At 67.5% G+C, this 20886-nt stretch carries 20 protein-coding genes; 8 read left to right on the forward strand and 12 right to left on the reverse strand.

The features are described 5' to 3' along the window. Positions 1-6 precede the first annotated feature (6 nt). Positions 7-1083 carry an NAD(P)H-dependent flavin oxidoreductase gene (locus FOB72_RS20500; RefSeq protein ID WP_150374558.1) on the forward strand — a complete coding sequence of 359 codons (1077 nt, stop codon included), beginning with the start codon at positions 7-9 and terminating at the stop codon, positions 1081-1083. Positions 1084-1096: 13 nt separating this feature from the next. Here FOB72_RS20500 and FOB72_RS20505 read toward each other — a convergent pair whose 3' ends face one another. Beyond that, entirely contained in the window at positions 1097-2056 is a 960-nt protein-coding gene (locus FOB72_RS20505; protein WP_150374559.1) for an LLM class oxidoreductase, read from the reverse strand. Positions 2057-2088: 32 nt separating this feature from the next. After that, positions 2089-3483, reverse strand: a complete 1395-nt coding sequence (locus tag FOB72_RS20510; protein WP_150374560.1) for a hypothetical protein — start codon at positions 3481-3483, stop codon at positions 2089-2091. Positions 3484-3871: 388 nt separating this feature from the next. Here FOB72_RS20510 and FOB72_RS32890 point away from each other — a divergent pair, with 388 nt between their 5' ends. Both FOB72_RS32890 and FOB72_RS20520 read left to right on the forward strand, forming a co-directional pair. Beyond that, positions 3872-4993, forward strand: coding sequence for a sensor domain-containing diguanylate cyclase (locus FOB72_RS32890; protein ID WP_150374561.1), 1122 nt, complete (start codon positions 3872-3874; stop codon positions 4991-4993). A 3-nt stretch (positions 4994-4996) separates the two neighbouring features. Next, positions 4997-6787 (forward strand): EAL domain-containing protein, encoded by a 1791-nt coding sequence (locus FOB72_RS20520; RefSeq protein WP_150374562.1) that lies wholly within the window; start codon positions 4997-4999, stop codon positions 6785-6787. Here the strand turns inward: FOB72_RS20520 and FOB72_RS20525 are convergent. Beyond that, the gene (locus FOB72_RS20525; RefSeq protein ID WP_150374563.1) at positions 6777-7670 is read right to left on the reverse strand and encodes a LysR substrate-binding domain-containing protein; all 894 of its coding nucleotides are present in this window, start codon (positions 7668-7670) and stop codon (positions 6777-6779) included. The two genes, FOB72_RS20520 and FOB72_RS20525, sit on opposite strands and share 11 nt — an antisense overlap. Before the next feature lie 178 nt (positions 7671-7848). Here FOB72_RS20525 and FOB72_RS20530 point away from each other — a divergent pair, with 178 nt between their 5' ends. The 3 genes from FOB72_RS20530 to FOB72_RS20540 all read left to right on the forward strand — a co-directional run bounded on the left by FOB72_RS20530 (position 7849) and on the right by FOB72_RS20540 (position 10923). Beyond that, a complete protein-coding gene (locus FOB72_RS20530; protein ID WP_150374564.1) occupies positions 7849-8646 on the forward strand; it encodes a class II aldolase/adducin family protein in 798 nt (265 codons plus the stop codon). Positions 8647-8657: 11 nt separating this feature from the next. Further along, positions 8658-9554: an amidohydrolase family protein gene (locus FOB72_RS20535; protein ID WP_150374565.1), complete on the forward strand. Its 897-nt coding sequence runs from the start codon at positions 8658-8660 to the stop codon at positions 9552-9554. Between the two features lie 139 nt (positions 9555-9693). Further along, positions 9694-10923 (forward strand): MFS transporter, encoded by a 1230-nt coding sequence (locus tag FOB72_RS20540; RefSeq protein WP_223851844.1) that lies wholly within the window; start codon positions 9694-9696, stop codon positions 10921-10923. Positions 10924-10971: 48 nt separating this feature from the next. Here the strand turns inward: FOB72_RS20540 and FOB72_RS20545 are convergent, their stop codons facing one another. Genes FOB72_RS20545 through FOB72_RS20575 form a run of 7 tightly spaced genes read right to left on the reverse strand, consistent with a single transcriptional unit; the run spans position 10972 to position 16704 of the window. After that, a complete protein-coding gene (locus FOB72_RS20545) occupies positions 10972-12258 on the reverse strand; it encodes an MSMEG_0569 family flavin-dependent oxidoreductase (protein WP_150374566.1) in 1287 nt (428 codons plus the stop codon). Positions 12259-12268: 10 nt separating this feature from the next. After that, entirely contained in the window at positions 12269-12556 is a 288-nt protein-coding gene (locus tag FOB72_RS20550; RefSeq protein WP_150374567.1) for an MSMEG_0570 family nitrogen starvation response protein, read from the reverse strand. 11 nt (positions 12557-12567) lie between these two features. Beyond that, positions 12568-13554: a sll0787 family AIR synthase-like protein gene (locus FOB72_RS20555; RefSeq protein WP_150374568.1), complete on the reverse strand. Its 987-nt coding sequence runs from the start codon at positions 13552-13554 to the stop codon at positions 12568-12570. After that, entirely contained in the window at positions 13551-14105 is a 555-nt protein-coding gene (locus tag FOB72_RS20560) for an MSMEG_0567/Sll0786 family nitrogen starvation N-acetyltransferase (RefSeq protein WP_150374569.1), read from the reverse strand. Before FOB72_RS20560 ends, FOB72_RS20555 begins: the two co-directional genes overlap by 4 nt. Then, the gene (locus FOB72_RS20565; RefSeq protein WP_191002363.1) at positions 14102-15223 is read right to left on the reverse strand and encodes an MSMEG_0568 family radical SAM protein; all 1122 of its coding nucleotides are present in this window, start codon (positions 15221-15223) and stop codon (positions 14102-14104) included. Before FOB72_RS20565 ends, FOB72_RS20560 begins: the two co-directional genes overlap by 4 nt. After that, entirely contained in the window at positions 15174-16190 is a 1017-nt protein-coding gene (locus FOB72_RS20570; protein ID WP_150374570.1) for a Nit6803 family nitrilase, read from the reverse strand. Before FOB72_RS20570 ends, FOB72_RS20565 begins: the two co-directional genes overlap by 50 nt. Before the next feature lie 31 nt (positions 16191-16221). Next, positions 16222-16704 carry an MSMEG_0572/Sll0783 family nitrogen starvation response protein gene (locus tag FOB72_RS20575; RefSeq protein ID WP_109584112.1) on the reverse strand — a complete coding sequence of 161 codons (483 nt, stop codon included), beginning with the start codon at positions 16702-16704 and terminating at the stop codon, positions 16222-16224. A gap of 406 nt (positions 16705-17110) precedes the next feature. Between FOB72_RS20575 and FOB72_RS20580 the strand changes: the two genes are divergently transcribed. Continuing rightward, positions 17111-18511: a PLP-dependent aminotransferase family protein gene (locus tag FOB72_RS20580; RefSeq protein ID WP_150374571.1), complete on the forward strand. Its 1401-nt coding sequence runs from the start codon at positions 17111-17113 to the stop codon at positions 18509-18511. A 6-nt stretch (positions 18512-18517) separates the two neighbouring features. Here FOB72_RS20580 and serA read toward each other — a convergent pair whose 3' ends face one another. Further along, positions 18518-19720 (reverse strand): phosphoglycerate dehydrogenase, encoded by a 1203-nt coding sequence (gene serA / locus FOB72_RS20585; RefSeq protein WP_150374572.1) that lies wholly within the window; start codon positions 19718-19720, stop codon positions 18518-18520. A gap of 98 nt (positions 19721-19818) precedes the next feature. Then, positions 19819-20301, reverse strand: a complete 483-nt coding sequence (soxR, locus tag FOB72_RS20590) for a redox-sensitive transcriptional activator SoxR (RefSeq protein WP_150374573.1) — start codon at positions 20299-20301, stop codon at positions 19819-19821. Between the two features lie 137 nt (positions 20302-20438). Between soxR and FOB72_RS20595 the strand changes: the two genes are divergently transcribed. Then, on the forward strand, positions 20439-20870 hold the full coding sequence (locus FOB72_RS20595; protein ID WP_150374574.1) for a RidA family protein: 432 nt from the start codon (positions 20439-20441) through the stop codon (positions 20868-20870). The last annotated feature ends 16 nt before the right edge of the window (positions 20871-20886 follow it).

Below are 20886 nucleotides of genomic sequence, written 5' to 3' on the forward strand. Positions count from 1 at the left end.
TTCATCATGACTAGTTCCCTGCTCGATCGTCTCGGCATCACGCTGCCCATCATCCAGGCGCCCATGGCGGGCGTCAGTACGCCGGCCATGGCGGCGGCGGTTTCCAATGCGGGCGGCCTCGGTTCGCTGGGCGTGGGCGCGACCAATGCGGCCGGCGCGCGCAAGGTCATTCGCGAGACGCGCGCGCTCACGGACAAGCCGTTCAATATCAATCTGTTCTGCCACCCGCCGGCGGTAGCGGACGCGGCGGTCGAGCGCGCATGGCTGGACTATCTGGCGCCGGAATTCGCCAAGTGGGGCGCGGAGCCGCCGACGCGGCTGGCCGAGATCTACAAGAGTTTTGTCGCGGACGAGGAAATGCTCGAGATGCTGCTCGAGGAGAAGCCTGCCGTGGTGAGCCTGCATTTCGGGCTGCCGCGCCGCGAATGGCTCGACCGCTTGCGCGCGGCGGGCATCTATCTGATGGCGAGCGCGACCAACCTTGCGGAAGCGCGACTGATCGAGGCGGCGGGCGTCGATGCGATCGTGGCGCAGGGGGTCGAGGCCGGTGGCCATCGCGGGATGTTCGACCTGAACGCGGTCGATGAAGGTCTCGGCACGATGGCGCTCGTGCGTGTGCTCGTGAAGAACACGAAGCTGCCGGTCGTGGCCGCGGGCGGGATCATGGACGGCGCCGGCATCGCGGCGGCGCTGGCGCTTGGCGCGCAGGCCGCGCAACTGGGTACGGCATTCGTGACGACCACCGAGTCGGCCGCGGATGCGGCGTATCGCAATGCGCTGCTATCGGGTGCGCCGTTCCGCACGGCGTTCACGCGCTCGATCTCCGGGCGCGCGGCGCGTGGCATCCATAACCGCCTGATGGCGCTGGGCGAGGCGCCCGGGCATCCGCGCGTGCCCGATTATCCGATTACCTATGACGCGGGCAAGTCGCTGCATGCGGCGGCCAAGGCGAAGGGGTCGGCCGACTATGCGGCGCAGTGGTCGGGCCAGGCGGGCTCGCTTGCACGGGCGATGTCGTCGGCCGAACTGGTTGCCACGCTGGCGAAGGAGTTGAACGAGACCGTCGCCGCCCTGCGCGGGTGATCTCCCGCACCGCTCAGCTACCGTGCATCACGGGCAGCACGTCCCGTGCAAGCTCCTCCATGACCTCCCGCGGCGGGCGTGGCGAGTCGGTGAGGTTGAAGGCGACATGGTGCGTGCCCGCGTCGCGCATTGCCTCCAGCAGGTCCACCAGCGCGCGGGCGCCCGTGCGGTAGCCAAGATGGATCGGCACCGGCGGTTCGTCACGCCGGTCGCAGAGTTCGAGCCGCGTCGCCACGCCAAACGCGCGAAACCGCCCGCCCGACCAGCGTTCGGCCGCATTGCGCCACATGCGATACCGATCGCGCTGCGCATCGGGGTCGCGGTGATACGTCATCCAGCCAATGGCATGCCGCGCGATCCAGCCCACGCTCTGCCCCCCCGAGCCGACCGCCATCATCGGCACCGGCCCCGGCAGCCGCGGCAACAGATAGAACTCGGGCGCGTCGTCCGCGCGCACATCGGGCACCACGCGCGACGGATGATCGAGCGCCGCCGCCACGGTTTCCCAATGCGAGCGGAACAGATCGCGCCGCGCCTCCGTGTCCTGCCCGAACGCCGCATACTCGGGCGGCCGGTCGCCCGACCCGAGCCCGAGGATAAAACGGCCGCCCGACAGGTCGCTCACCGAGATCGCCCCCTTGGCAATATGCAGCGGATGCCGCAGCGTCAGCACCACGGCACCGCTGACCAGCGCAATGCGCCGCGTGCGCGCGGCCAGCGCGCCCAGCAGCACCCACGGATCGAGATGGCCGACCGGATCCGGATACGCATCGCTGTTCAGCGGCACGTCGCGGACCCACAGCGCACGGAAACCCAGCGCGTCCGCGTGTTCGGCCAGCGCCAGCTGCTGCCCGAAATCCGCGACGATCTCGCCCTTTCCCAGCAGCGGCAACACGAGCCCGACCGACAATCGGTCCGGCTCGAAGACACGTGCCTCGATGGGTACCGCATCGCGTTCGGCGTTCGACGACATGGCGCTTTCTCCTGACGGTGACTCATGGAAGCCTATACCACGAGATTGGCGCCGAGGTATTCCCATTCCGCGTTGCTGGCCGCATCGACGGGCGGCTCCGACAAGGCCCCCAGCACATCGGCCTTCAGCCGGAAGTACTCGATGGAGCCGGCCGTGGGATGCACGCGCACGAAGACCTCGCCCTTCTTCGCTTCACGCGTGTCGGCCTGCCACGCGCGAATCCGCGCGGTGGCCTCCGCGGCGGTCGGGAGTTCGCTCCCCAGATGCTCCCAGTACGCGTTGTCCCGCCCGCCGTTGGGGAAGTAGCCATACCGTCCCTGCTTGTCGAGCCCAATCAGCCGGAAGAACTCGACCCTGCGTGTGTATGGGTTCTCGTACACGTAGATGTCGCCCACCGTCCCCTGCCGGTCGTTGTCGCCCCAGCGCCCGGTACCGAGCACCTGCCGCGCGAGTTGCAACGCTTCCGCCCGCATGCCGTAACGCTGCAGCGTCGCATAGAGCCACGGCCAGTATTCGCTCTGGCGCGCGTGCAGCTGCGCGCCCAGCACCGTCCCCACGAGCCACTCGCGCTGCTCGCCATCCACCGCGAACAGGCCGCCGCCGCGATCGTGGTGACGTAGCGGCGAGGCAATGCCCGCCGCCGCATCGCTCGCCCGCCCCGCGGTCAGCAGGACCATCTCGTCGAGCTCGCGGTCCCCGCGCTGATGGGAGACGGCATCGCCCGAGCGCCGCTTCCGGTTCGGGTAGAACGCGCGCATGACCAGCGAGCCGAACAGTTGCTGCGGGCTGCTGCCATCGATGCGCTGCGGCTCGGCCAGCCGGTAGCCGGCCACCGACCGGTAAATCAGCGGGCGGCCCACGGCCGTGCTATCGCCCGCGCGGGCGTCGCGCAACAGATAGGCTGTCGCGCGGCGAGGCATCCTGAGGCCTTGATACGGCGCCCTTGCCGCCCTTGCCGCCCTCGGCGCCCGCATCGCCGCCGCGCTGCCATACGCGACAAGCCGTGTGCCGTCGCTCATGTCGGCCGCGCCATCGACGAGCGCTATCCGCTCCTGCGCATAGCTTGGCACGGCGGCCATCCCTTTGACCGCCTTTCCCGCGAGCGGCTTGTCCAGCAGCATCACGGCAATGTCGCCGATCGGGCCGATGCGTCCCTGGTATCGCACGAGCCGGCCGCGCGCCGCGCCGCCATCGGTCAGGGCATAGGTGCGGCCGCGCGTCTTCCGGCCCGCGCAACTGCCTGCCGTGAGCATGACGCGCGGCGCGACAAGCGTGCCGGCGCAGTGCGGATGGTCCAGCGACCAGTGCACCATCTGCGCCGCCAGCCCCTGCCCTTGCGCGGGCCCTTGCCCCGCGCCGGGCGCGAGGCCCGCATCGAGGGCCTGCGCGAATGCCGTGGTCGATGCGGCGAGGCCTGCCACGGCCATCAGCCATGCCAGGGAGGCGGGAATGGCAGGAAAGGGAATGCTGGGAAAGGCGATGCTGGGGAGGGAAACAGGGGAAAAAAAAGCAGAAGCGGAACGGATTCGAGGAACTACCATCGCAATATTCTCCCGGTTGGTTGAAGAAGTCGTTACCGTGGGGAATTGCGCTGTTCTCGTTCTGCCTGCGGAGCACAGTCTGGCACCTCGACGTTCGCGCGCGGATGACGCCGATCAAATCGGGCCGGTTACGCGCGCCCGACTTTCGTGGGGTATGCAGCTTATGCATGCAAATTCTGCGACGTGCAATGCGAGTGGTGCCGTGCATCCGCCAAACGGTCCGGTTACCGGGCCACGCTACAATACGGGCCCCTCATATCGATTCCCATACGCGATGCCGCTGTCGAATCCGGAGAGCTGGCGCGGCAAGGCGCTGCTCGGGGGCTACCACGATCAGCCAGAAAAGGAGCAGGCGGCGCTGCGAATCGCGCTCGGCGCGGTTGCGCTCGTGCTCTATATCGGCTACACGCTGATGCACCCGACTGCCGCCAATATCGCCACCGTCGCGATGGTCGCGCTCTACGTCCTGTTCGGCGTGCTCAGCTATATCGTGCTGCTGCTCCAGCCGCGGCGTTCCAAATGGCGGCTGGCGGTCACCACCTGCGTCGATCAGGGCATGGTCATCGCCGCACTGCTGATCGGCGGGCGCTCGGCGCTGCCGCTGCTGTTCGTGGTGTTCTGGTTCCTCGTCGGCGCCGGCTGCCGCTATGGCAAGGGTCCGCTGGCCCTCTCCTGCGCGGTCACGGTCTTCGGCATGTCCGCGCTGATGGGCGTGGAGCCGTGGTGGGTCGCCAACCGCCCCGCCGGCATCGGCCTCGTGCTCGGCGTGGCCGCGACCTCGCTCTATCTTTATGTGCTCGTGGACCGGCTCGAACGGCGCGCCGCAACCGATGCGCTGACGGGCCTGCAGAATCGCACCAGCCTCGACCGCGCGATCGAACGCGCGCAGGCCACGCTCAGGATGCAGGGCGGCCATGCGGCGCTGCTGCTGATCGACCTCGACGGCTTCAAGGAGGTCAACGACTCGTTCGGCCACGCGGTCGGCGACGAACTGCTGCTGCAATTCGCGCGCATGCTCGCGCGGGGCGCGCCGCGCGGCGACACCATCGCGCGCCTCGGCGGCGACGAGTTCGTCGTACTCTCGACGACCGCGCAGACCCGCGGCCAGGCACGCGCGCTGGCCGGCACGATCCACGCCAGCCTCGACGGGATGCGGCAGGTGAGCGGCAATGCGGTGACGATCTCGGCGAGCATCGGTATCTGCATGCTCGACGGCGCCAACACGCGGGACGACAACGACGTCCGCAGCGTGATGAAGCAGGCCGATCGCGCGATGTACCTGGCCAAGGAACTCGGCAAGAAGCGCACGGCGTTCGCGGACGAGCTCGCCCAGAACGACGCGAACATGAACCAGCCCCCGCGCGCGCGCTCCGCCGTGCTCCGGCATCGCGGCTGACCCATGCCACGGGACGTCGCACCCGACGCCTTCGATGCCTCGCACGCCCTGTGCGCCGGGCCTGAAGGCGATATTCGCGAAGAGCGCGACCGCCTGCGCCGCGCGCTGGCCAACCAGTGCCAGCGCATTCGCCAGACGCTGCAGGCCATCGGCGAAGGCGTGATCGTCATCGATGCCGATGGCCGCATCGAATACCTCAATCCGATCGCCGAGCAGTTGACCGACTGGACGCTCGAGGACGCGCGCGGCCGCCCGAGCGAGGTCGTCTGCCGCCTCGTGGACGAACACAGCCGGCTCAGCCTGCGCCATGCGGTACGTGGCGCGCTGGCCGCGGGCACCGGCCGCAGTCCGCTGGGCCGCGCGATCCTGCAGAGCCGCCATTGCCTCGAGCACCGCGTGGAGGCGGCCGCGGCCGCCATCCAGGATATCGACGGCACGCGGGTCGGGGGCGTCCTGACCCTCCGCGACGTCTCCGAGCAATACCGGCTGGGCCGCGAGATGGAATATCGCGCCACGCACGACACGCTGACGGGCATCATCAACCGCGACGAGTTCGACCGGCGGCTCAATGCCACGCTCGCGGAGGCCCGCGCCTCGCACCTCCAGCATGCGCTGATGTTCATCGACCTCGACCAGTTCAAGCTGGTCAACGATGCCGTGGGCCATGCGGCCGGCGACGAACTGCTACGGCAGATCGTGCGCGTGATCAAGCGCTCGGTGCGCGCCACCGACGTGATCGCGCGCCTCGGGGGCGACGAATTCGGCGTGGTGTTCAGCCAGTGCTCGATCGAATCCGCGCAGGCCATCGCCAACAAGATCTGCCGCGATATCGACCAGTTCCGCTTCCAGTTCGCGGGCCAGCGCTTCCATGTCGGCGCCAGCGCCGGACTCGTGCCCGTCGACGAGCGCTGGACCACCTCGGCCGCCCTGCTGCAGGCGGCCGACAGCGCCTGCTACGCGGCCAAGGCCGAGGGGCGCAACCGCGTCCATACCTACCTGCCGGCCGACGAGGTCATCGAGGCGCACCGCGAGGAGATGCAGTGGGCGCGCCGGCTCGAGGCCGCGCTCGACCGCAACCAGTTCGTGCTGTACTGGCAGCGCGTCATGCCGCTGCAGATCGACAACTGCCTCGTCCATGCGGAGCTGCTGCTGCGCATGGTCGATGACAACGGCAACCTCGTGAATCCGGGCGCGTTCCTCGGCGTGGCCGAGCGCTTCCACCTGGCCACGCGGATCGACCGCTGGGTCGTTCGCACGGTATTTGCGTGGATGCACGCCCATCGCGCGCAGCTCGAGCACGTCGGCACGGTAGCCATCAATCTCTCGGGGCTGTCGATCGGCGACCGCGACTTTCACCGCTTCGTCAACGCGCTGCTGGAAACGACGGCATTCGACCATCACAAGATCTGCTTCGAGATCACGGAAACCGCGGCGATCCTGAACCTGCCCGAGGCGTCGTCGTTCATCGAAGGCATGCGCGTGCACGGCGTGCGCTTCGCGCTCGACGACTTCGGCGCGGGCGCGGCGTCGTTCGGTTATCTGCGCAACCTCGATGTGGACTATCTGAAGATCGACGGACAGTTCATCCGCGGCCTGTCGAGCGATCGCGTCAATCAGGCGACCGTCCGCTGCATCCGGGACGTCGCCAATATCACGGGACAGTTCACGGTGGCGGAATTCGTGGAGACCGAAGCCGTCGAATCGCTGCTGCGCGAGATCGGCATCGACTATGCACAGGGCTACCTTCGGCACCGCCCCGCGCCGCTGGCCGAGATCTTCTCGGTCAAGGCCTGACCGCGCCCAGCAGCCACGCGCGGAACAGCGCGAACGGCGCGTACGCTTCCCGGTTGTTCGATACCACGAGGTAGTAGCCGTTGCCGCTCAGGTCCCCCTGTGCCGCGGGCATGGTGATCAGCGTCCCCGCCCGCAGTTCGTCCTCGACGAGCACCTTCGGCACGAGCCCGATGCCCATGCCCGCGGAGACCGCCTGGATCAGGTGCGAGGTCACGTCGAACTGGGGGCCCAGCTTGAGCGCGTCGCCCGTGTAGCCATGCTTGGCGAACCAGTCCCGCCATGCCGTGGGTCGCGTCACGACCTGCAATAACGGATACCGCAGCAGGTCGTCCACGGTCCGGATCGGCTCCTGCCGCGCCACGCGCGGACCGATCACGGGCACCATTTCCTCGTCCACCAGATGATGGGCGCGCACGCCGGGCCATTTGCCGTCCCCGACGACGATCGCCGCATCCATGCCCGATTCCTCGAGGTCGAGGTAGGTGCGCGAGTGCACGTGCACGAGGACTTCGGGATGGCGCGCGTTGAATTCGGGGAGCCGGGGCATCAGCCACTTGCTGCCGAACGTGGGCAGCACGGCCAGATGCAGGGTCCCGCCGCCGGCCTGGAACGCGATGGCCTGGAGCGTGGCGCTGCGAATCCGTTCGAGTGGCCCCGCAAGCTCCCGCCGGTACATACGGCCGACGTCGGTCAGCACCACGCGCCGGCCGATCCGCTGGAACAGCGGGACGCCAAGCAGGTCTTCGAGCGCCTGGACCTGGCGGCTGACCGCGCTCTGGGTCAGGGACAGCTGCTGCGCCGCCCGCGTGAAGCTCTCGGTGCGGGCCGAGGCCTCGAACGCCAGCAGCGAGGACATGGAGGGGGTGAGCCGTCGTGGATTCATTTCCGTGCGTTCATTCCAAAAACTCATCAACAGGCCAACAATTTGTCGCTTGTTGCGGGTCCTGCCCGACTCGCAAAATGCTTGCACAGTATAAGGCGCGCCTGTCGAGGTGCCCGATAACGACCGAGACAATCCGATCTACCCCCGCTGTCCCATCCCCGCCAAGAGGATCCCCCAGATGAATGCACCGCATGAAGCCTCCCTGTCGAGCGCCCTGGGCGCGCCGCGCCCGCCGTCCGACTTCGACCCCGTGGAGTGGCAGACCCGCGTCGATCTTGCCGCCTGCTACCGGCTGGTCGCGCTGTACGGCATGACGGACCTGCTCTACAACCACATCACCGCGCGCATTCCGGGCACGCCCGACCATATCCTGATCAATCCGTATGGCCTGATGTACGAGGAGATCACCGCCTCGAGCCTGCTGAAGATCGACCTCGAGGGCAATATCCTCGACGGCGGCAACGGCGCCTTTGGCGTCAATCAGGCCGGTTACGTGATCCACAGCGCCGTGCACGCGGCGCGCCACGATGTGCAGTGCGTCATCCACACCCATACGCGCGCCGGCTGCGCGGTGTCAGCGATGCAGTGCGGCCTGCTGCCGCTGACGCAGACGTCGATGCGCTTTGCCCATATCGCCTACCACGACTACGAAGGGGTGGCGCTGGACCTCGACGAGCGCGCGCGGATCGTGCAGGACCTTGGGCAGCTCGATGCCATGATCCTGCGCAACCATGGCCTGCTGACCGTGGGCGCGAGCGTGGCGCGGGCGTTCAATGCCATGTACTGGCTCGAGATGGCCTGCAAGATCCAGCTCGATGCGATGCATGGCACGAAGGACCTGATCATCCCGAGCGAGGCCGTGGTCGAGAAGACCTACAACCTCTATCAGCCGCATGTCCGGCGGCCGTTCGGCGAGTTCGAGTGGCCGGCGATGCTGCGGCAGCTCGATCGGCGCGACCCGTCTTACCGCACCTGAGGGCCGCGCGCATGGCAAAAGCCTATTCGGAAACCGCCGACGCCCCGCGCTGCCTCGCGCCGCTGGGCAACATCGCCCCGCCGGCGTTCGAGATTCCGCCGTATGCGTGCGACACGCATGCGCATGTCGTCTCGGACGATCCCGATGCCTATCCCGTGGTGGCGTCGCGCAGCTATACGCCCGTGCCGAGCCCCGAGTCCGCCTACCTCGGCATGCTCGACGCCACGGGCATGACGCGCGGCGTGCTCGTGCAGATCAGCGTCTACGGCACCGATAACCGCTACATGCTCGAAGTCCTGGGCCGCCATCGGGACCGGCTTCGCGGCATTGCGGTCGCCGCGCCCGACGTGTCCGAGCGCGAGCTCGCGGCGATGCACGACGCCGGCGTGCGTGGGCTGCGGCTCAACGTGCTGTTCGGCGGCGGCGTGAGCCTCGATGCGATGGAGACGCTCGCGGCCAAGGTCGGCCCGATGGGCTGGCACCTGCAGTTGCTGCTGGACGCGCGCCAGTTGCCCGAACTGATGCCGCGCGTGCGCAAGCTGACGCTGCCCGTGGTCGTCGATCACATGGGCCATATGCCCGTCGCGCTCGGCATGTCGCACCCGGGGTTCCAGGCGCTGCGCCATCTGATGGCGGACCACGGCTGGTGGACCAAGCTTTCTGGCGCCTATCGCATCAGCGAGCAGCGCCCCGATTTCGACGATGTCACGCCGTGGGCACAGGCGCTGATCGAGGCCGCCCCCGATCGCGTGGTGTGGGGCAGCGACTGGCCGCACGTCGCCATCGCGCACATGCCGGACACCGGGCATCTGCGCAACCTGCTTGCACGGTGGGCGCCGGACGCGGCGATGCGGCATCGCATTCTCGTGACCAACCCGCAGCGGTTGTATGACTTTCCGGAGACGTAACACACGACACCTGCCGTACCCGTAGCGCACCCATAACGATAAGGAGCAGCACGTGGAGACAACCAAGCATGTGGAAACGACCGGCGCCGCGGCACCCGCGGCACCACCTTCGCAGTGGAACCTCGCCTGGTATCGCGGCCTGAACCTCGAAGGCAGGCGCGCATTCAACGCCGCGTTTGGCGGCTGGGCCATCGATGCCTTCGATTTCATGGTGTTCAGCTTCGTGATCTCGTCGCTGATCACGGTCTGGGGCATCGATCGCGGCACCGCCGGTCTGCTGGGCACCGTCACGCTGCTGTTCTCGTCGATCGGTGGCTGGATTGCCGGCATCCTGGCCGACCGTTACGGCCGCACACGCGTCCTGCAGGGGACCATCCTGTGGTTTTCCGCCTGCACGGTGGCCATCGGCTTTGCGCAAAGCTTCGAGCAGGTGTTCTTGCTACGCGCGCTGCAGGGCCTCGGCTTCGGCGGCGAGTGGGCCGTGGGCGCCGTGCTGATCGGCGAGATCATCTCGCCCAAGGATCGCGGCAAGGCCGTCGGCGTGGTGCAGAGCGGATGGGCCGTGGGCTGGGGCCTCGCGGCCATCGCCTATAGCATCGCATTCTCGCTGCTGCCGGAGCACCTGGCCTGGCGCTGCCTGTTCTGGGTCGGCGTGCTGCCCGCCTTCCTCGTGCTGTACGTGCGGCGCCATGTGAAGGAGCCCGAGATCTTCCTGCGCACCAAGGCCGCCGAGCGGACCGCCAACGCGGCCGGCGACGAGACGAAACGTTCGTCGGCATGGGCGATCTTCTCGCCATCGCTGCTGCGCACGACCATCGTGGCGTCGATCCTCTGCACCGGCATGCAGGGCGGCTACTACGCGATGTCGACATGGCTGCCGACCTATCTCAAGGTCGAGCGCCATCTGTCGGTGCTGAACACCAGCGGCTACCTGCTCGTCATCATTCTCGGCTCGTTCTGCGGCTATGTCGGCGGGGCCTATCTCACGGACTTCTGGGGCCGGCGCAAGAACTTCATCGTGTTCTCGGCGCTGTCGGTGGTCAGCATCTACCTGTACCTGCGGCTGCCCCTGACCAATACCCAGATGCTGTTCCTCGGCTTTCCGCTCGGCTTTTCGGCCTGCGGCGTGTTCAGCGGCGTCGGTGCGTACCTGACCGAGCTCTATCCGTCGGCCAACCGCGCGAACGGACAGAGCTTCACGTACAACTTCGGCCGTGGCATCGGCGCGCTGTTTCCAAGCCTCGTCGGCATGCTGAGCCAGACCACGAGCCTGGCCACGGCGATCGCGATCTTCGCGGGCACCGCCTATGGCGCGGTGCTGCTGATGACGCTGCTGCTGCCGGAGACGAAGGGACAGGCGCTCGAGTAGCGGGGCCCGTGACCCGGCTACAGCGCGCGCCGCAAGCGCGGGCCGGGTTCACGCGGCGAGCGCTTCCTCGCCCGCCTGCTCGCGAATGCGGGCCGCGAGGTATTCGGCGTCGCGGGCGATACCCGAGAAGCGGCCGGAGCCCCAGGTGTGAAGCCACGGCAGGCCCAGGAAGTACAGGCCCGGCACGGGCGTCACGCCGCGTTTGTGGCCCGGGTACCCCTTGCCGTTGAATACCGGCGCGTCGAGCCAGCCGAAGTCCGGGCGGAAGCCGATGCACCAGACGATCGCGCCGATATTCGCGCGCGACAGGTCCAGCGCCGTGCGCTCCTCGGCCGGCGTCCATACCGGCTCGTACACCGACGCGGGCGGCGCCTCGATATCGTGCCGGGCGATATGCTTGTCGATGCTGGCATTGATGCGGTTGTAAGTGGCATCAGCGTCGTCGAGGTTCTCGCGCAGGTTCGGCGCGAACCGCAGCATCCCGTACTGGTAGTCTTCGAGCGCGCCGAACAGCTCCATGCCCTCGCTCGCGAACCGGCGCAGGTCGATATCGCGGCCGCCGTCGCGACCGGTCACATAATGGTTGGTGTTGTCGCGCACGCCTTCGCGCAGCGGATGTTCCTCAACGGCCATGTCGTAGTACTGCATGTCCGCGAGCCAGTCCACCACATCGCGCCCACGATAAAAGCGCGCGCAGCGCGGTGCCTGGCCGACGGCGAGATAGACCTTGCGCCCCGCCAGATGCAGGTCTTCCGCGATCTGCGCGCCGGACTGTCCCGAGCCCACCACCATCACCGCGCCTTCCGGCAGCGCCTGCGGGTTGCGGTAGTCGGCCGACTGGATCTGCTTGATGCTCGACGGCAGCCGCTCGGCCATGCGCGGCACGATGGGCGTGTGGTAGCCGCCCGATGCCACCACGACCTGGTCGGCCGTGAAGTCGCCACCGCTCGTGCTCACATGGAATCCGCCGCCCTCGCGGCGTGTCACGCGCTGCACGGCCGTATGTTCGCGCACGGGCGCGTTCACCATCCGCACGAAGCCGTCCAGGTACTCGACGATCTCGTCGCGCTTCATGAAGCCGTGCGGATCGTTCCCCGAGTACGGATGACCGGGCAGCGTGCACTGCCAGTTCGGCGTGACGAGGCAGAACGCATCCCAGCGCTGCTCGCGCCACGTATGCGTGACGGTCTTGGCCTCGATGACCAGATGGTCGATGCCGGCGCGTTGCAGGCAGTAGCTCATCGACAGACCGGCTTGCCCGCCGCCGACGATGATGACGCTGTAGTGATCGCTATCCTGACTCGGATTCGTTGCGGACATGTCTCGTCCTCCCATTGATTGTGTGTTAGCGGCCGAAGCCAAGGAATCGAACCCTTGCATCGGGCTGCGTGGCATACCGTTCGGCGGTCGCCTCGATCTGCGCAAGCTGGTCCATGGCCGACGAACATGCATAGCCATAGCGCTGGCGCACGCGCTCGGAGGCGGCGCCCAGCGCGGCACGCGCGCGCGCCAGGAAATCGTCGAGCGGGTACTCGGCACCGGCTTCGAAATGCGACTCGACGACGGTCGAGGGCGAATAGCACGTGGCCTCGGTCTGGTCGGGCCACGCAATACGGAAATAGGTCACTGGCATAAGAGAATTCCTCAGGAAGCGGCCGGCGGCACGATGAATGCGTCGTCGGCAAAATCCCATAGCAGCGAGCGATCGTCGCCCGCGTCGTGCACGGTCACGCGCGTGCCGTCGTCGATGGTCCCGATGTCCTCGCAGGCCAGTCCGCGCGCGCGGAAGCGTGCCGTCACGGCCTCGACATGCGAAGGCGAGACGGCCAGCAGAAAGCCGTAGCTCGGGAAGGCGGCCAGCCAGCGCGCCATGTCCACGGCGTCCGGCCGCGGGATGCGCGACAGATCGATGTCCGCGCCCACGCGCGAACATTCGAGCAGCATCAGCGCGGTGCCGAGCGTGCCGGCCATGCTGATGTCCTTGGCCGCCGCGCACAGACCCGCCTCGGCGATCTCGGGCAATAGCTCCAGATCGTCGCGCAGGCGCTCGGCCGGCGCGGTCGTGGACGCATTCCAGTACGGGTACGGCTCCTGGAACGCGCCGCGCAGGTCCACCGTCATCAGCAGCCGGTCGCCCGGGCGCGCGGCAAAGCTGGACAGCAGCCGCTGCGCGCGGCCGAGGATGGCCACGGCGAGCTGGCCCTGATTGCTGCGCGCATTGCTGTGGCCGCCGACGATCGGCACGCCATACGCGGCCGACGCCGCCGCCATGCCGGCCAGTACATCCTTCGCGCCGTCGATGGTTTCGCTCCAGATCGCATCGACGACGGCGAGCGGACGCCCGCCCATCGCATAGACATCGCTGATATTGACCATGACCGCGCTGTAGCCCGCGAACCATGGCATCGTGCGAATGAAATCGCTGACCATGCCTTCGATCGCGAACAGCAGGTAGCCGCCGGCACCGTCGTCGATGGCCGCGCAATCGTCACCGACCGCAACGGCCTGATCGAGATCCGTCACGCCACCGGGCAGTGCGCGGCCGAGCGACGAGAGCATGCCCGCGATATCGGCCTTGTGGCCGAATCCGCGGCTCGCGCGCAGCGTGGACACGATCTCGGGCACGTTCATGCCGCGCTCCGCCCCGGCGCGGTAAAGCCGACATGCGGCGTGGTACACGGCGGATAATGGCCGAGGTCGGCTTCCATCCGATGATGCGGGCGGCCGAGCAGCGTCTCTTCCCCGAGCGATTGCCAGTGCAGGCGGCGGAACAGCGGTTCGTTCTGGCTCTGCACGTGGGCGAGGAAGCGGCGGCAGCCCAGCGCATGGGCACTGCTGACGGCAAGCCGGATCAGTGTCGCGCCGATCTTGCCGTGATTGCGGTGCGCGGCATCCACGGCAAGGCGCGAGCCCCACCAGACGCCCGGTTCGCTTTCGTGGATGCGCACGGTGCCCACCACCACGTCATCCTTGCCCGTCTCGCACTTCACCGCGACCAGCAGTTGCGCCATCTCGTCGATGTCGTCGCGATCGTCGCTGTCGAAGATGCCCTGCTCCGCGCAGAACACCGCGCGGCGCAGGCGCATCGCCTCGTCCGCCTCCCACGCCGACGTGGCCCAGCGGATGCGGAAGACGGTTTCCACCGCGGCGACCGGAACCTCCACGCAAAGATCTTCCATCATGCTGCCATCTCCTCGTACGACGAAAGCGACGAGCAGGCGCCGCACTTGCCACAACCGGCCTTGATATCGGCCGCGCGCATGCCGCCACCGCGCACCATCGCGCCGAGCGGCTCCAGAATCGATCGCATGAACTCGGGCGTCGGTGCCGGATGATCTTCCAGCGGCGTGCCGCTGATGGGCACGAACGGCACCACGAACGGGTACACGCCGATCTCGACCAGTTCGCGCGAGATATCGAGAATTGCCTCGGCCGTGTCGCCGAGACCGGCGAGGATGTATGTGCTGACCTGACCGCGGCCGAACACCTTCACCGCCGCGCGAAACGCCTCCATATAGCGGCTGATGGGCACCGCGGCCTTGCCGGGCATGATGCGTTCGCGTACAGCGGGCGTGACCACCTCCAGATGCATGCCGAGCGTATCGACGCCGGCCGCCTTCATGCGGTCGAACCACACGTCGTCGTCGGGCGGCTCGCACTGGGCCTGGATCGGCAGATCCACGGCCGCCTTGATCGCGAATGCGCTCTCGCAGAGGATCGCGGCGCCGCGATCGGGCGTGGGCGGCGTGCCCGTGGTCAGCACCATATGCTTGACGCCATCGAGCAGCACCGCGGCGCGCGCCACTTCGGCCAGTTGCTGCGGCGTCTTGCGCGCGATGGTCCGGCCCGCGGCCAGCGACTGGCCGATCGCGCAGAACTTGCAAGTCTTGCGGCGGCTTTCGTAGCGGATGCAGGTCTGCAGCACCGTGGTCGCCAGCACGTCGGCGCCGTGTAGCGTCGCGATATGCGAGTACGGCACGCCATCGAGCGTCTGCAGGCGCGAGAATCGCGGCGCCTTCGGAAAACTGATATTGGCGATGGGAATCGTGCCGCGCATCAGCGCGGTCTTGCCGTCGGCATCGGGCGCCGCGGCAAGATACGGCGAGTTCCATGCGGTGCTCGTATGCACGGGCACCATGATGGTCACGCCGTCGATCGTCACCGCCTTGTGGTCGGACGGCCCCGCCCCGCCGCGCCGGCTCGATGCACCGGCACTCGGGTCCACGAGGCGCAGTCCCGACGACTGCAGTTCAGTCATCAACTGCCGGCTCGAGGCAGGCGTCATCTCGCTGATACTCATGTTGGGCGCTCCCGTGGAAGTTGGAGAATGCGGCGGACATCGGTGAAGCCGTGGTGGCGGGCCGGTCGTTGATCGCAAGGCTCAGCAGTTCCGGCCGCGCGTAGTGCCCGACCGAATCCATCATTCGCTTGCGCTTGGTGATCAGCGACATGTCGAGGTCGGCGATCACCATGCCCTCGCCTTCCTTGAGCGGCGCGGCAAGATGCTGCCCCTCGGGCGAGATGATCGCGGTGTTGCAGCCGCCGCGCAGCGCCTTCTGCAGCGCGGGGTCCGTGGTCACCGAGGCGATCTGCGCATCGGTGAGCCAGCCCGTCGCGTTCACGACGAAGCAACCCGACTCCAGCGCGTGATGGCGGATGGTCACCTCGATCTGTTCCGCGAAGATCGGGCCGACCAGCGAGCCCGGGAACTGGCTGCAATGAATCTCTTCGTGCTGCGTCATCAGCGCGTAGCGGGCGAGCGGGTTGTAGTGCTCCCAGCACGCGAGCGCGCCGACGCGGCCGATCGCGGTCTCCGCGACCTTGAGTCCCGCGGCATCGCCCTGGCCCCAGATCATGCGTTCGTGGAACGTCGGCGTGATCTTGCGGCGCTTGAGCACCAGACGGCCGTCGGTGTCGAACATCAACTGCGTGTTGTACAGACTGCCGTGATCGCGCTCGTTGACGCCGAGCACGATCACCATGCCATGCCGGCGCGCGCGCTCGGCCATGGCATGGGTCACGGGACCGGGCACCACCACGGCCTGCTCGTACAGCCGCATGTGGTCCGCGCCGGACTGCACCGGCGGGCGGACGAACGAGAAATACGGGTAGTACGGCACGAACGTCTCCGGAAAGACGATCAGCTGCACCCCCTCGAGCGCCGCGCGGTCGATGGCCTCGCAGACCTTCGCCAGCGTGTTCTCGCCATTCTCGAGATCGGGCGAGATCTGCACCGCGGCCGCGCGCACTATGCGTTGTCGTGACATGGTGGTTCCTAGTCGTGCGATCGGATCGGTATCAAACGGTCCAGGTGTCGATGATCACGGCGTTGTCGCGCACGTGCAGCAGCTTCAGGTCCAGCACGTCGAGCGGATTGATCGCACGGATGCCTTCGATCAGCGACGGTTCGCCGTGGCCATACAGCGCCTGCAGTGCAAAGCGGCACGCGTACACCTTGCCGCCCTCGGCCATGAACTTGGTCAGTTGGTTGTTGAAGTTCAGATGGCCCGGAAACGCTTCGTCGCCGAGCGTCGGAAAGCCGCGCTGCACGCCGAGCGTGACGCCCGGGCCATACAGCAGGATGGAGGTCTCGAAACCCTTGCGCTGCAGGCGCGTGGCCTGAAGCATGTTCACGAAGCCGATCGAGCCTTCGAACGCGACCGTGTGGAACGTGACGAGCGCCTTCTGGCCCGGCTCTGCCTTCACGTCCTCGAAGACCTTCTCTTCGTAATCGACAAAGTAGTCGCCTTTCTTGTGAAGCGGGGCGCTGACTGCGGGCATGGTGCTCTCCTCTGATGGGTGGCGGATTAGGTCGGATAACGATCGGCTAGCGGTGCCGACGCCATGCCATTTCGCAACGCGCGTGCCATCTTCGGGTCCCGGACATGCGATCAAGAGCCGATCTTCCGCATCGCGCGGGATTGATCGCATCGGTGATTTTTCATGTGGCGGAATGGTGCCGACATGGTCCATACATCCCGGCACAAAACGGCCCGAAACCCGCGCGCACCAACGTGGACGCGGTGCGCAGGGACAGGGCATGCCGGACGCCGCGCGCAGCACGCGCGCACCATCATCGAGCCGATAAAGATGCGATCAATCGGCTTTGATCGGCCGATCGCTTGCGATAAATGCAGGCACGAAACCTGCACGCCCCGATCGCATTCATCCTGTTGCGGAGTGCATCGTGTCGAGTCTTGCCAATCACTGGCTCAAGCGTCTGGCGGAGAGCGAAAAGCCCGCCTATCTGATGATCCCGGACATGATCGAAGAGGATCTGGCCAGCGGTCGTCTGCGCGCGCGGGACCGGCTGCCCGCGCTGCGTGACCTGGCCGACGCGCTGCGGCTCAACTACACGACGGTGGCGCGCGGGTATGCCGAAGCGCGCAAGCGCGGGCTGATCGATGCCAAGGCCGGCAGCGGTACCTTCGTGCGCGGACGCGCGCCCGCGCTGCCGTTGCAGGCCGGCACGGGCGCGGAGATGAGCATGAACATGCCGCCCGAGCCGGCCAGCATGACCGTGCGCCTGCGCGAGGCGGCGGCGCGCATTCTCGGCGACGCCGATCCGTATACATTGCTCCGTTATCAGGACTTTGGCGGCACGCCCGCCGATCGGTCGATCGCGACGGCATGGCTGCGGCAGCGGCTGCCCGACTGCCGGCCGGACACGGTGCTGATCTGCCCGGGCATCCACAGCGCGCTGGTGGCGCTGGTTTCGCAACTCGCGCGTCCGGGACAGACCATCTGCCTCGATACGCTGGCCTATCCGGGCATCAAGGCCATTGCCGCGCAACTGGGCGTGCAGTTGCAGGCGCTGCCCTCGGACGAGGAAGGCCCGCTCGGCCCCGCATTCGAGGCACTGTGCCGCACGCAGCTGCCCAGCGCGTTCTATATCAATCCGACGCTGCAGAACCCGAGCACGCGCACGATGCCGCAGGGGCGGCGCGAGATCCTCGCCGATATCGCGCTGCGCTACAACGTGCCGATCATCGAGGACGATGCCTACGGCATGCTGCCGCGCGAGGCGCCGGACCCGATGGCGCGGCTCGCGCCCGAACTCACGTACTACGTCACGGGGATGTCGAAGACGTTCGGCGCGGGGCTGCGTATCGCGTTCCTGTCGGCGCCCACGCCGCGGCAGGCACAGCGGCTCGCGGGCACGCTGCGCGCGACGACGGTCATGGCCAGCCCGTTCAATACGCTGCTGACCACCTCATGGATTCAGGACGGAACGGCTTCGGACATGATCGCGGCGATTCGCGCGGAAAGCGTCGCGCGCCAGGCCGTGGCGCGCGATGTCCTGACGGCCGGGGCCGGGCATGCCTACGATGCGGACCCCGAAGGCTTCCACCTGTGGCTGCCGATTCCGGCGGCATCGGGCTGGCGCCCGTCGGAACTCGCCCTGCACCTGCGCTCGCGCGGCATCGGCGTGGTGTCGAGCGCGGCATTCTCCACGGACGGCAATCCGCCCGATGCGGTGCGTATCTGCCTCGGCGGTCCGAACGATCTCGAGGAAATGGAGGAGTGTCTGCAGATCGTCGTCGATACGCTCGACGATCCGCATCATCTCCATACGGCGATGCTGTAAAACCGCTCAGGCCACGATCGTCCGCGTGCGGATGACCGTGGGATCCTCCATCAGCGACTTTACCCATCCCGTCGGCGGCACGATATTGATATCGGTGATCGCATAGCCGATATCGCCTTCGGTCTGCAACTGCTGCGCGACGATATTGGCGCCGATATCGGCCACCGCCTGGTTGAAGTGCGATAGCGCGCCCGGGCGGTTGTAATGGATGTTCAGGATGCGCGCCGGCGCCTGCAACGGCGCGGGCTGGATCTGCGGCAGGTTCACCGCGCCGACCGTGGCACCCGTCTGCAGGAAACCGATGAGCTTGGTCGCCACCTCCACGCCGATATTCTCCTGCGCCTCTTCCGTGCTGCCGCCGACGTGCGGCGTCAGGATGACGTTCGGCTTGTCCTGCAGCGGCGACACGAACGCATCGGCATTGCTGCGCGGCTCTTCCGGAAACACGTCGATGGCCGCGCCGCCGATATGGCCTTCGTCCAGCGCGGCGGCCAGCGCCTCGATATCGACCACCGAACCGCGCGACGCATTGATCAGGATGCTGCCGCGGCGCATGCCCGCGATGGCCGCGCGGTCGATCAGCAGCTTCGTCTGCGGCGTGGCCGGGACGTGCAGCGTCACGACGTCCGCCTGCGCGAGCGCGTCGGCCAGCGACGGCGCGGGCACGGCCGAGCCCAGCGACAAACGCGGACGGATGTCGTAGAACACGACGCGCATACCCATGGCTTCCGCCAGAATGCCCACCTGGGCGCCGATATTGCCGTAACCGATCACCGCGAGCGTCTTGCCGCGGATCTCGAACGAGCCCTTGGCGCTCTTCTGCCATTCGCCACGGTGGGCGGCACGACTCTTCTCGGGAATCCGGCGCATCAGCATGATGGTCTGTCCGATCACGAGTTCCGCCACCGAGCGCGTGTTCGAGAACGGCGCGTTGAACACGGGGATGCCCGCATGCGCGGCGGCCGGCAGATCGACCTGCGACGTGCCGATGCAGAAACAGCCGACCGACAGCAGATGGCGCGCATGGGCGAACGTATCGGCGGTCAGGTGCGTCGCCGAGCGGATGCCCAGCAGCTCGTGCCGCTGCAGGGCGTCATGGAGCGCGTCGCCGGCCAGCGCCTTGGGCTGGGTGGCAACGGTGAGCTGGGCTTGTGCCAGCGCTTGTTGCGCGCTGGCATGGATGTTTTCGAGAAGCAGGGCGCTGGTCATGGTATTCCGGGAATCGATGTATCAGGAGAGGGGCGCCTGACAGAACATACCACCGACCGGTATCCGTGCTGGTGACAGGGGCATGGCAAACCCTTGTTTCACTGCCCCGCCCCCACATGCGCTCCGGGCCCCTCCGCGGCCATGATGTCCTGCGGATTCCGCAGCGGACACGCGCGCAGCGACAGGCATCCGCAGCCGATGCATCCGTCCAGTTGATCGCGCAGCATGGTCAGCGTCCGGATTCGCGCATCGAGGTCGTCCCGCCACGCGGCCGACAGCCGCCGCCAGTCCGCCACCGTCGGCGCCTTGTCCTTGGGCAACTGGTCGAGCGCCTGCGCGATGACGGCCAGCGGGACGCCCATGCGCTGGGCGACACGAATCACGGCCAGCCGGCGCAGTATCCCGCGCGCATACCGGCGCTGATTTCCGGCACTGCGCGTGCTGGCGATCAACCCCTTCGATTCGTAGAAATGCAGCGCGGACACGGCAATGCCGCTGCGCGTGGCGACCTCGCCCACGGTCAGCGGGTCGCGCGCGCGAAGCTTGCGCTCGGCAGTCTGGGTTTTCGGCTTTGGCGCCATGGCTATCCGCCCTCACGAAGACAAGGTCACGAAGACAAGGCCACTATCCTAGGCCATCACGCCGCTTGACCTCAAGTGCACTCGAGGTTCGATACTGCGGCGTCATCGTCAACGTCCGGTCGCTCCCGGAACCCGTCATGAACGCATTCACGCCGCTGCCCCCGGCCTTCATCGACTTTATCAATCCGCCCGAGCTGTACGATCCGCGCCCCAATGGCTACACGCACGTCGTGGTCACCCACACGCCCGCCCGCATCGTGCAGGTGGCGGGCCAGGGTGGCGAGGATACCGATGGCACCCTGTCGCCGGACTTCGCCACGCAGGTCGATCGGGCCCTCCGCAACCTGCGCCACGCGCTGCAAGCCGCGGACGCCGATATCGCCGACGTGACCAAGATCACGGTGCTGATCGTCGACCATTCGATGGCGCGCCTGCAGATCTTCAGCGCCGCCTGGCAGGCGCTGCTCGGGGACTGGCCGGCGCCCGCCTGCACGCTGATACCGGTGCCGCGACTGGCACTCGACGGCATGCTTTTCGAGATCGAAGCCACCGCCGTGCTGCCAGTTTGAGGTTTTCCGGCACGAT

Origin of the sequence: Cupriavidus pauculus (genome assembly GCF_008693385.1) — a bacterium.
Lineage (GTDB): Bacteria > Pseudomonadota > Gammaproteobacteria > Burkholderiales > Burkholderiaceae > Cupriavidus > Cupriavidus pauculus_D.

What these genes read in the sequence shown, in the direction of transcription:
- FOB72_RS20500 (WP_150374558.1), top strand. Translation starts at nt 7, where the DNA reads ATGACTAGTTCCCTGCTCGATCGTCTCGGCATCACGCTGCCCATCATC.
- FOB72_RS20505 (WP_150374559.1), bottom strand. Translation starts at nt 2,056, where the DNA reads ATGTCGTCGAACGCCGAACGCGATGCGGTACCCATCGAGGCACGTGTC.
- FOB72_RS20510 (WP_150374560.1), bottom strand. Translation starts at nt 3,483, where the DNA reads ATGGCCGTGGCAGGCCTCGCCGCATCGACCACGGCATTCGCGCAGGCC.
- FOB72_RS32890 (WP_150374561.1), top strand. Translation starts at nt 3,872, where the DNA reads ATGCCGCTGTCGAATCCGGAGAGCTGGCGCGGCAAGGCGCTGCTCGGG.
- FOB72_RS20520 (WP_150374562.1), top strand. Translation starts at nt 4,997, where the DNA reads ATGCCACGGGACGTCGCACCCGACGCCTTCGATGCCTCGCACGCCCTG.
- FOB72_RS20525 (WP_150374563.1), bottom strand. Translation starts at nt 7,670, where the DNA reads ATGAATCCACGACGGCTCACCCCCTCCATGTCCTCGCTGCTGGCGTTC.
- FOB72_RS20530 (WP_150374564.1), top strand. Translation starts at nt 7,849, where the DNA reads ATGAATGCACCGCATGAAGCCTCCCTGTCGAGCGCCCTGGGCGCGCCG.
- FOB72_RS20535 (WP_150374565.1), top strand. Translation starts at nt 8,658, where the DNA reads ATGGCAAAAGCCTATTCGGAAACCGCCGACGCCCCGCGCTGCCTCGCG.
- FOB72_RS20545 (WP_150374566.1), bottom strand. Translation starts at nt 12,258, where the DNA reads ATGGGAGGACGAGACATGTCCGCAACGAATCCGAGTCAGGATAGCGAT.
- FOB72_RS20550 (WP_150374567.1), bottom strand. Translation starts at nt 12,556, where the DNA reads ATGCCAGTGACCTATTTCCGTATTGCGTGGCCCGACCAGACCGAGGCC.
- FOB72_RS20555 (WP_150374568.1), bottom strand. Translation starts at nt 13,554, where the DNA reads ATGAACGTGCCCGAGATCGTGTCCACGCTGCGCGCGAGCCGCGGATTC.
- FOB72_RS20560 (WP_150374569.1), bottom strand. Translation starts at nt 14,105, where the DNA reads ATGATGGAAGATCTTTGCGTGGAGGTTCCGGTCGCCGCGGTGGAAACC.
- FOB72_RS20565 (WP_191002363.1), bottom strand. Translation starts at nt 15,223, where the DNA reads ATGAGTATCAGCGAGATGACGCCTGCCTCGAGCCGGCAGTTGATGACT.
- FOB72_RS20570 (WP_150374570.1), bottom strand. Translation starts at nt 16,190, where the DNA reads ATGTCACGACAACGCATAGTGCGCGCGGCCGCGGTGCAGATCTCGCCC.
- FOB72_RS20575 (WP_109584112.1), bottom strand. Translation starts at nt 16,704, where the DNA reads ATGCCCGCAGTCAGCGCCCCGCTTCACAAGAAAGGCGACTACTTTGTC.
- serA (WP_150374572.1), bottom strand. Translation starts at nt 19,720, where the DNA reads ATGACCAGCGCCCTGCTTCTCGAAAACATCCATGCCAGCGCGCAACAA.
- soxR (WP_150374573.1), bottom strand. Translation starts at nt 20,301, where the DNA reads ATGGCGCCAAAGCCGAAAACCCAGACTGCCGAGCGCAAGCTTCGCGCG.
- FOB72_RS20595 (WP_150374574.1), top strand. Translation starts at nt 20,439, where the DNA reads ATGAACGCATTCACGCCGCTGCCCCCGGCCTTCATCGACTTTATCAAT.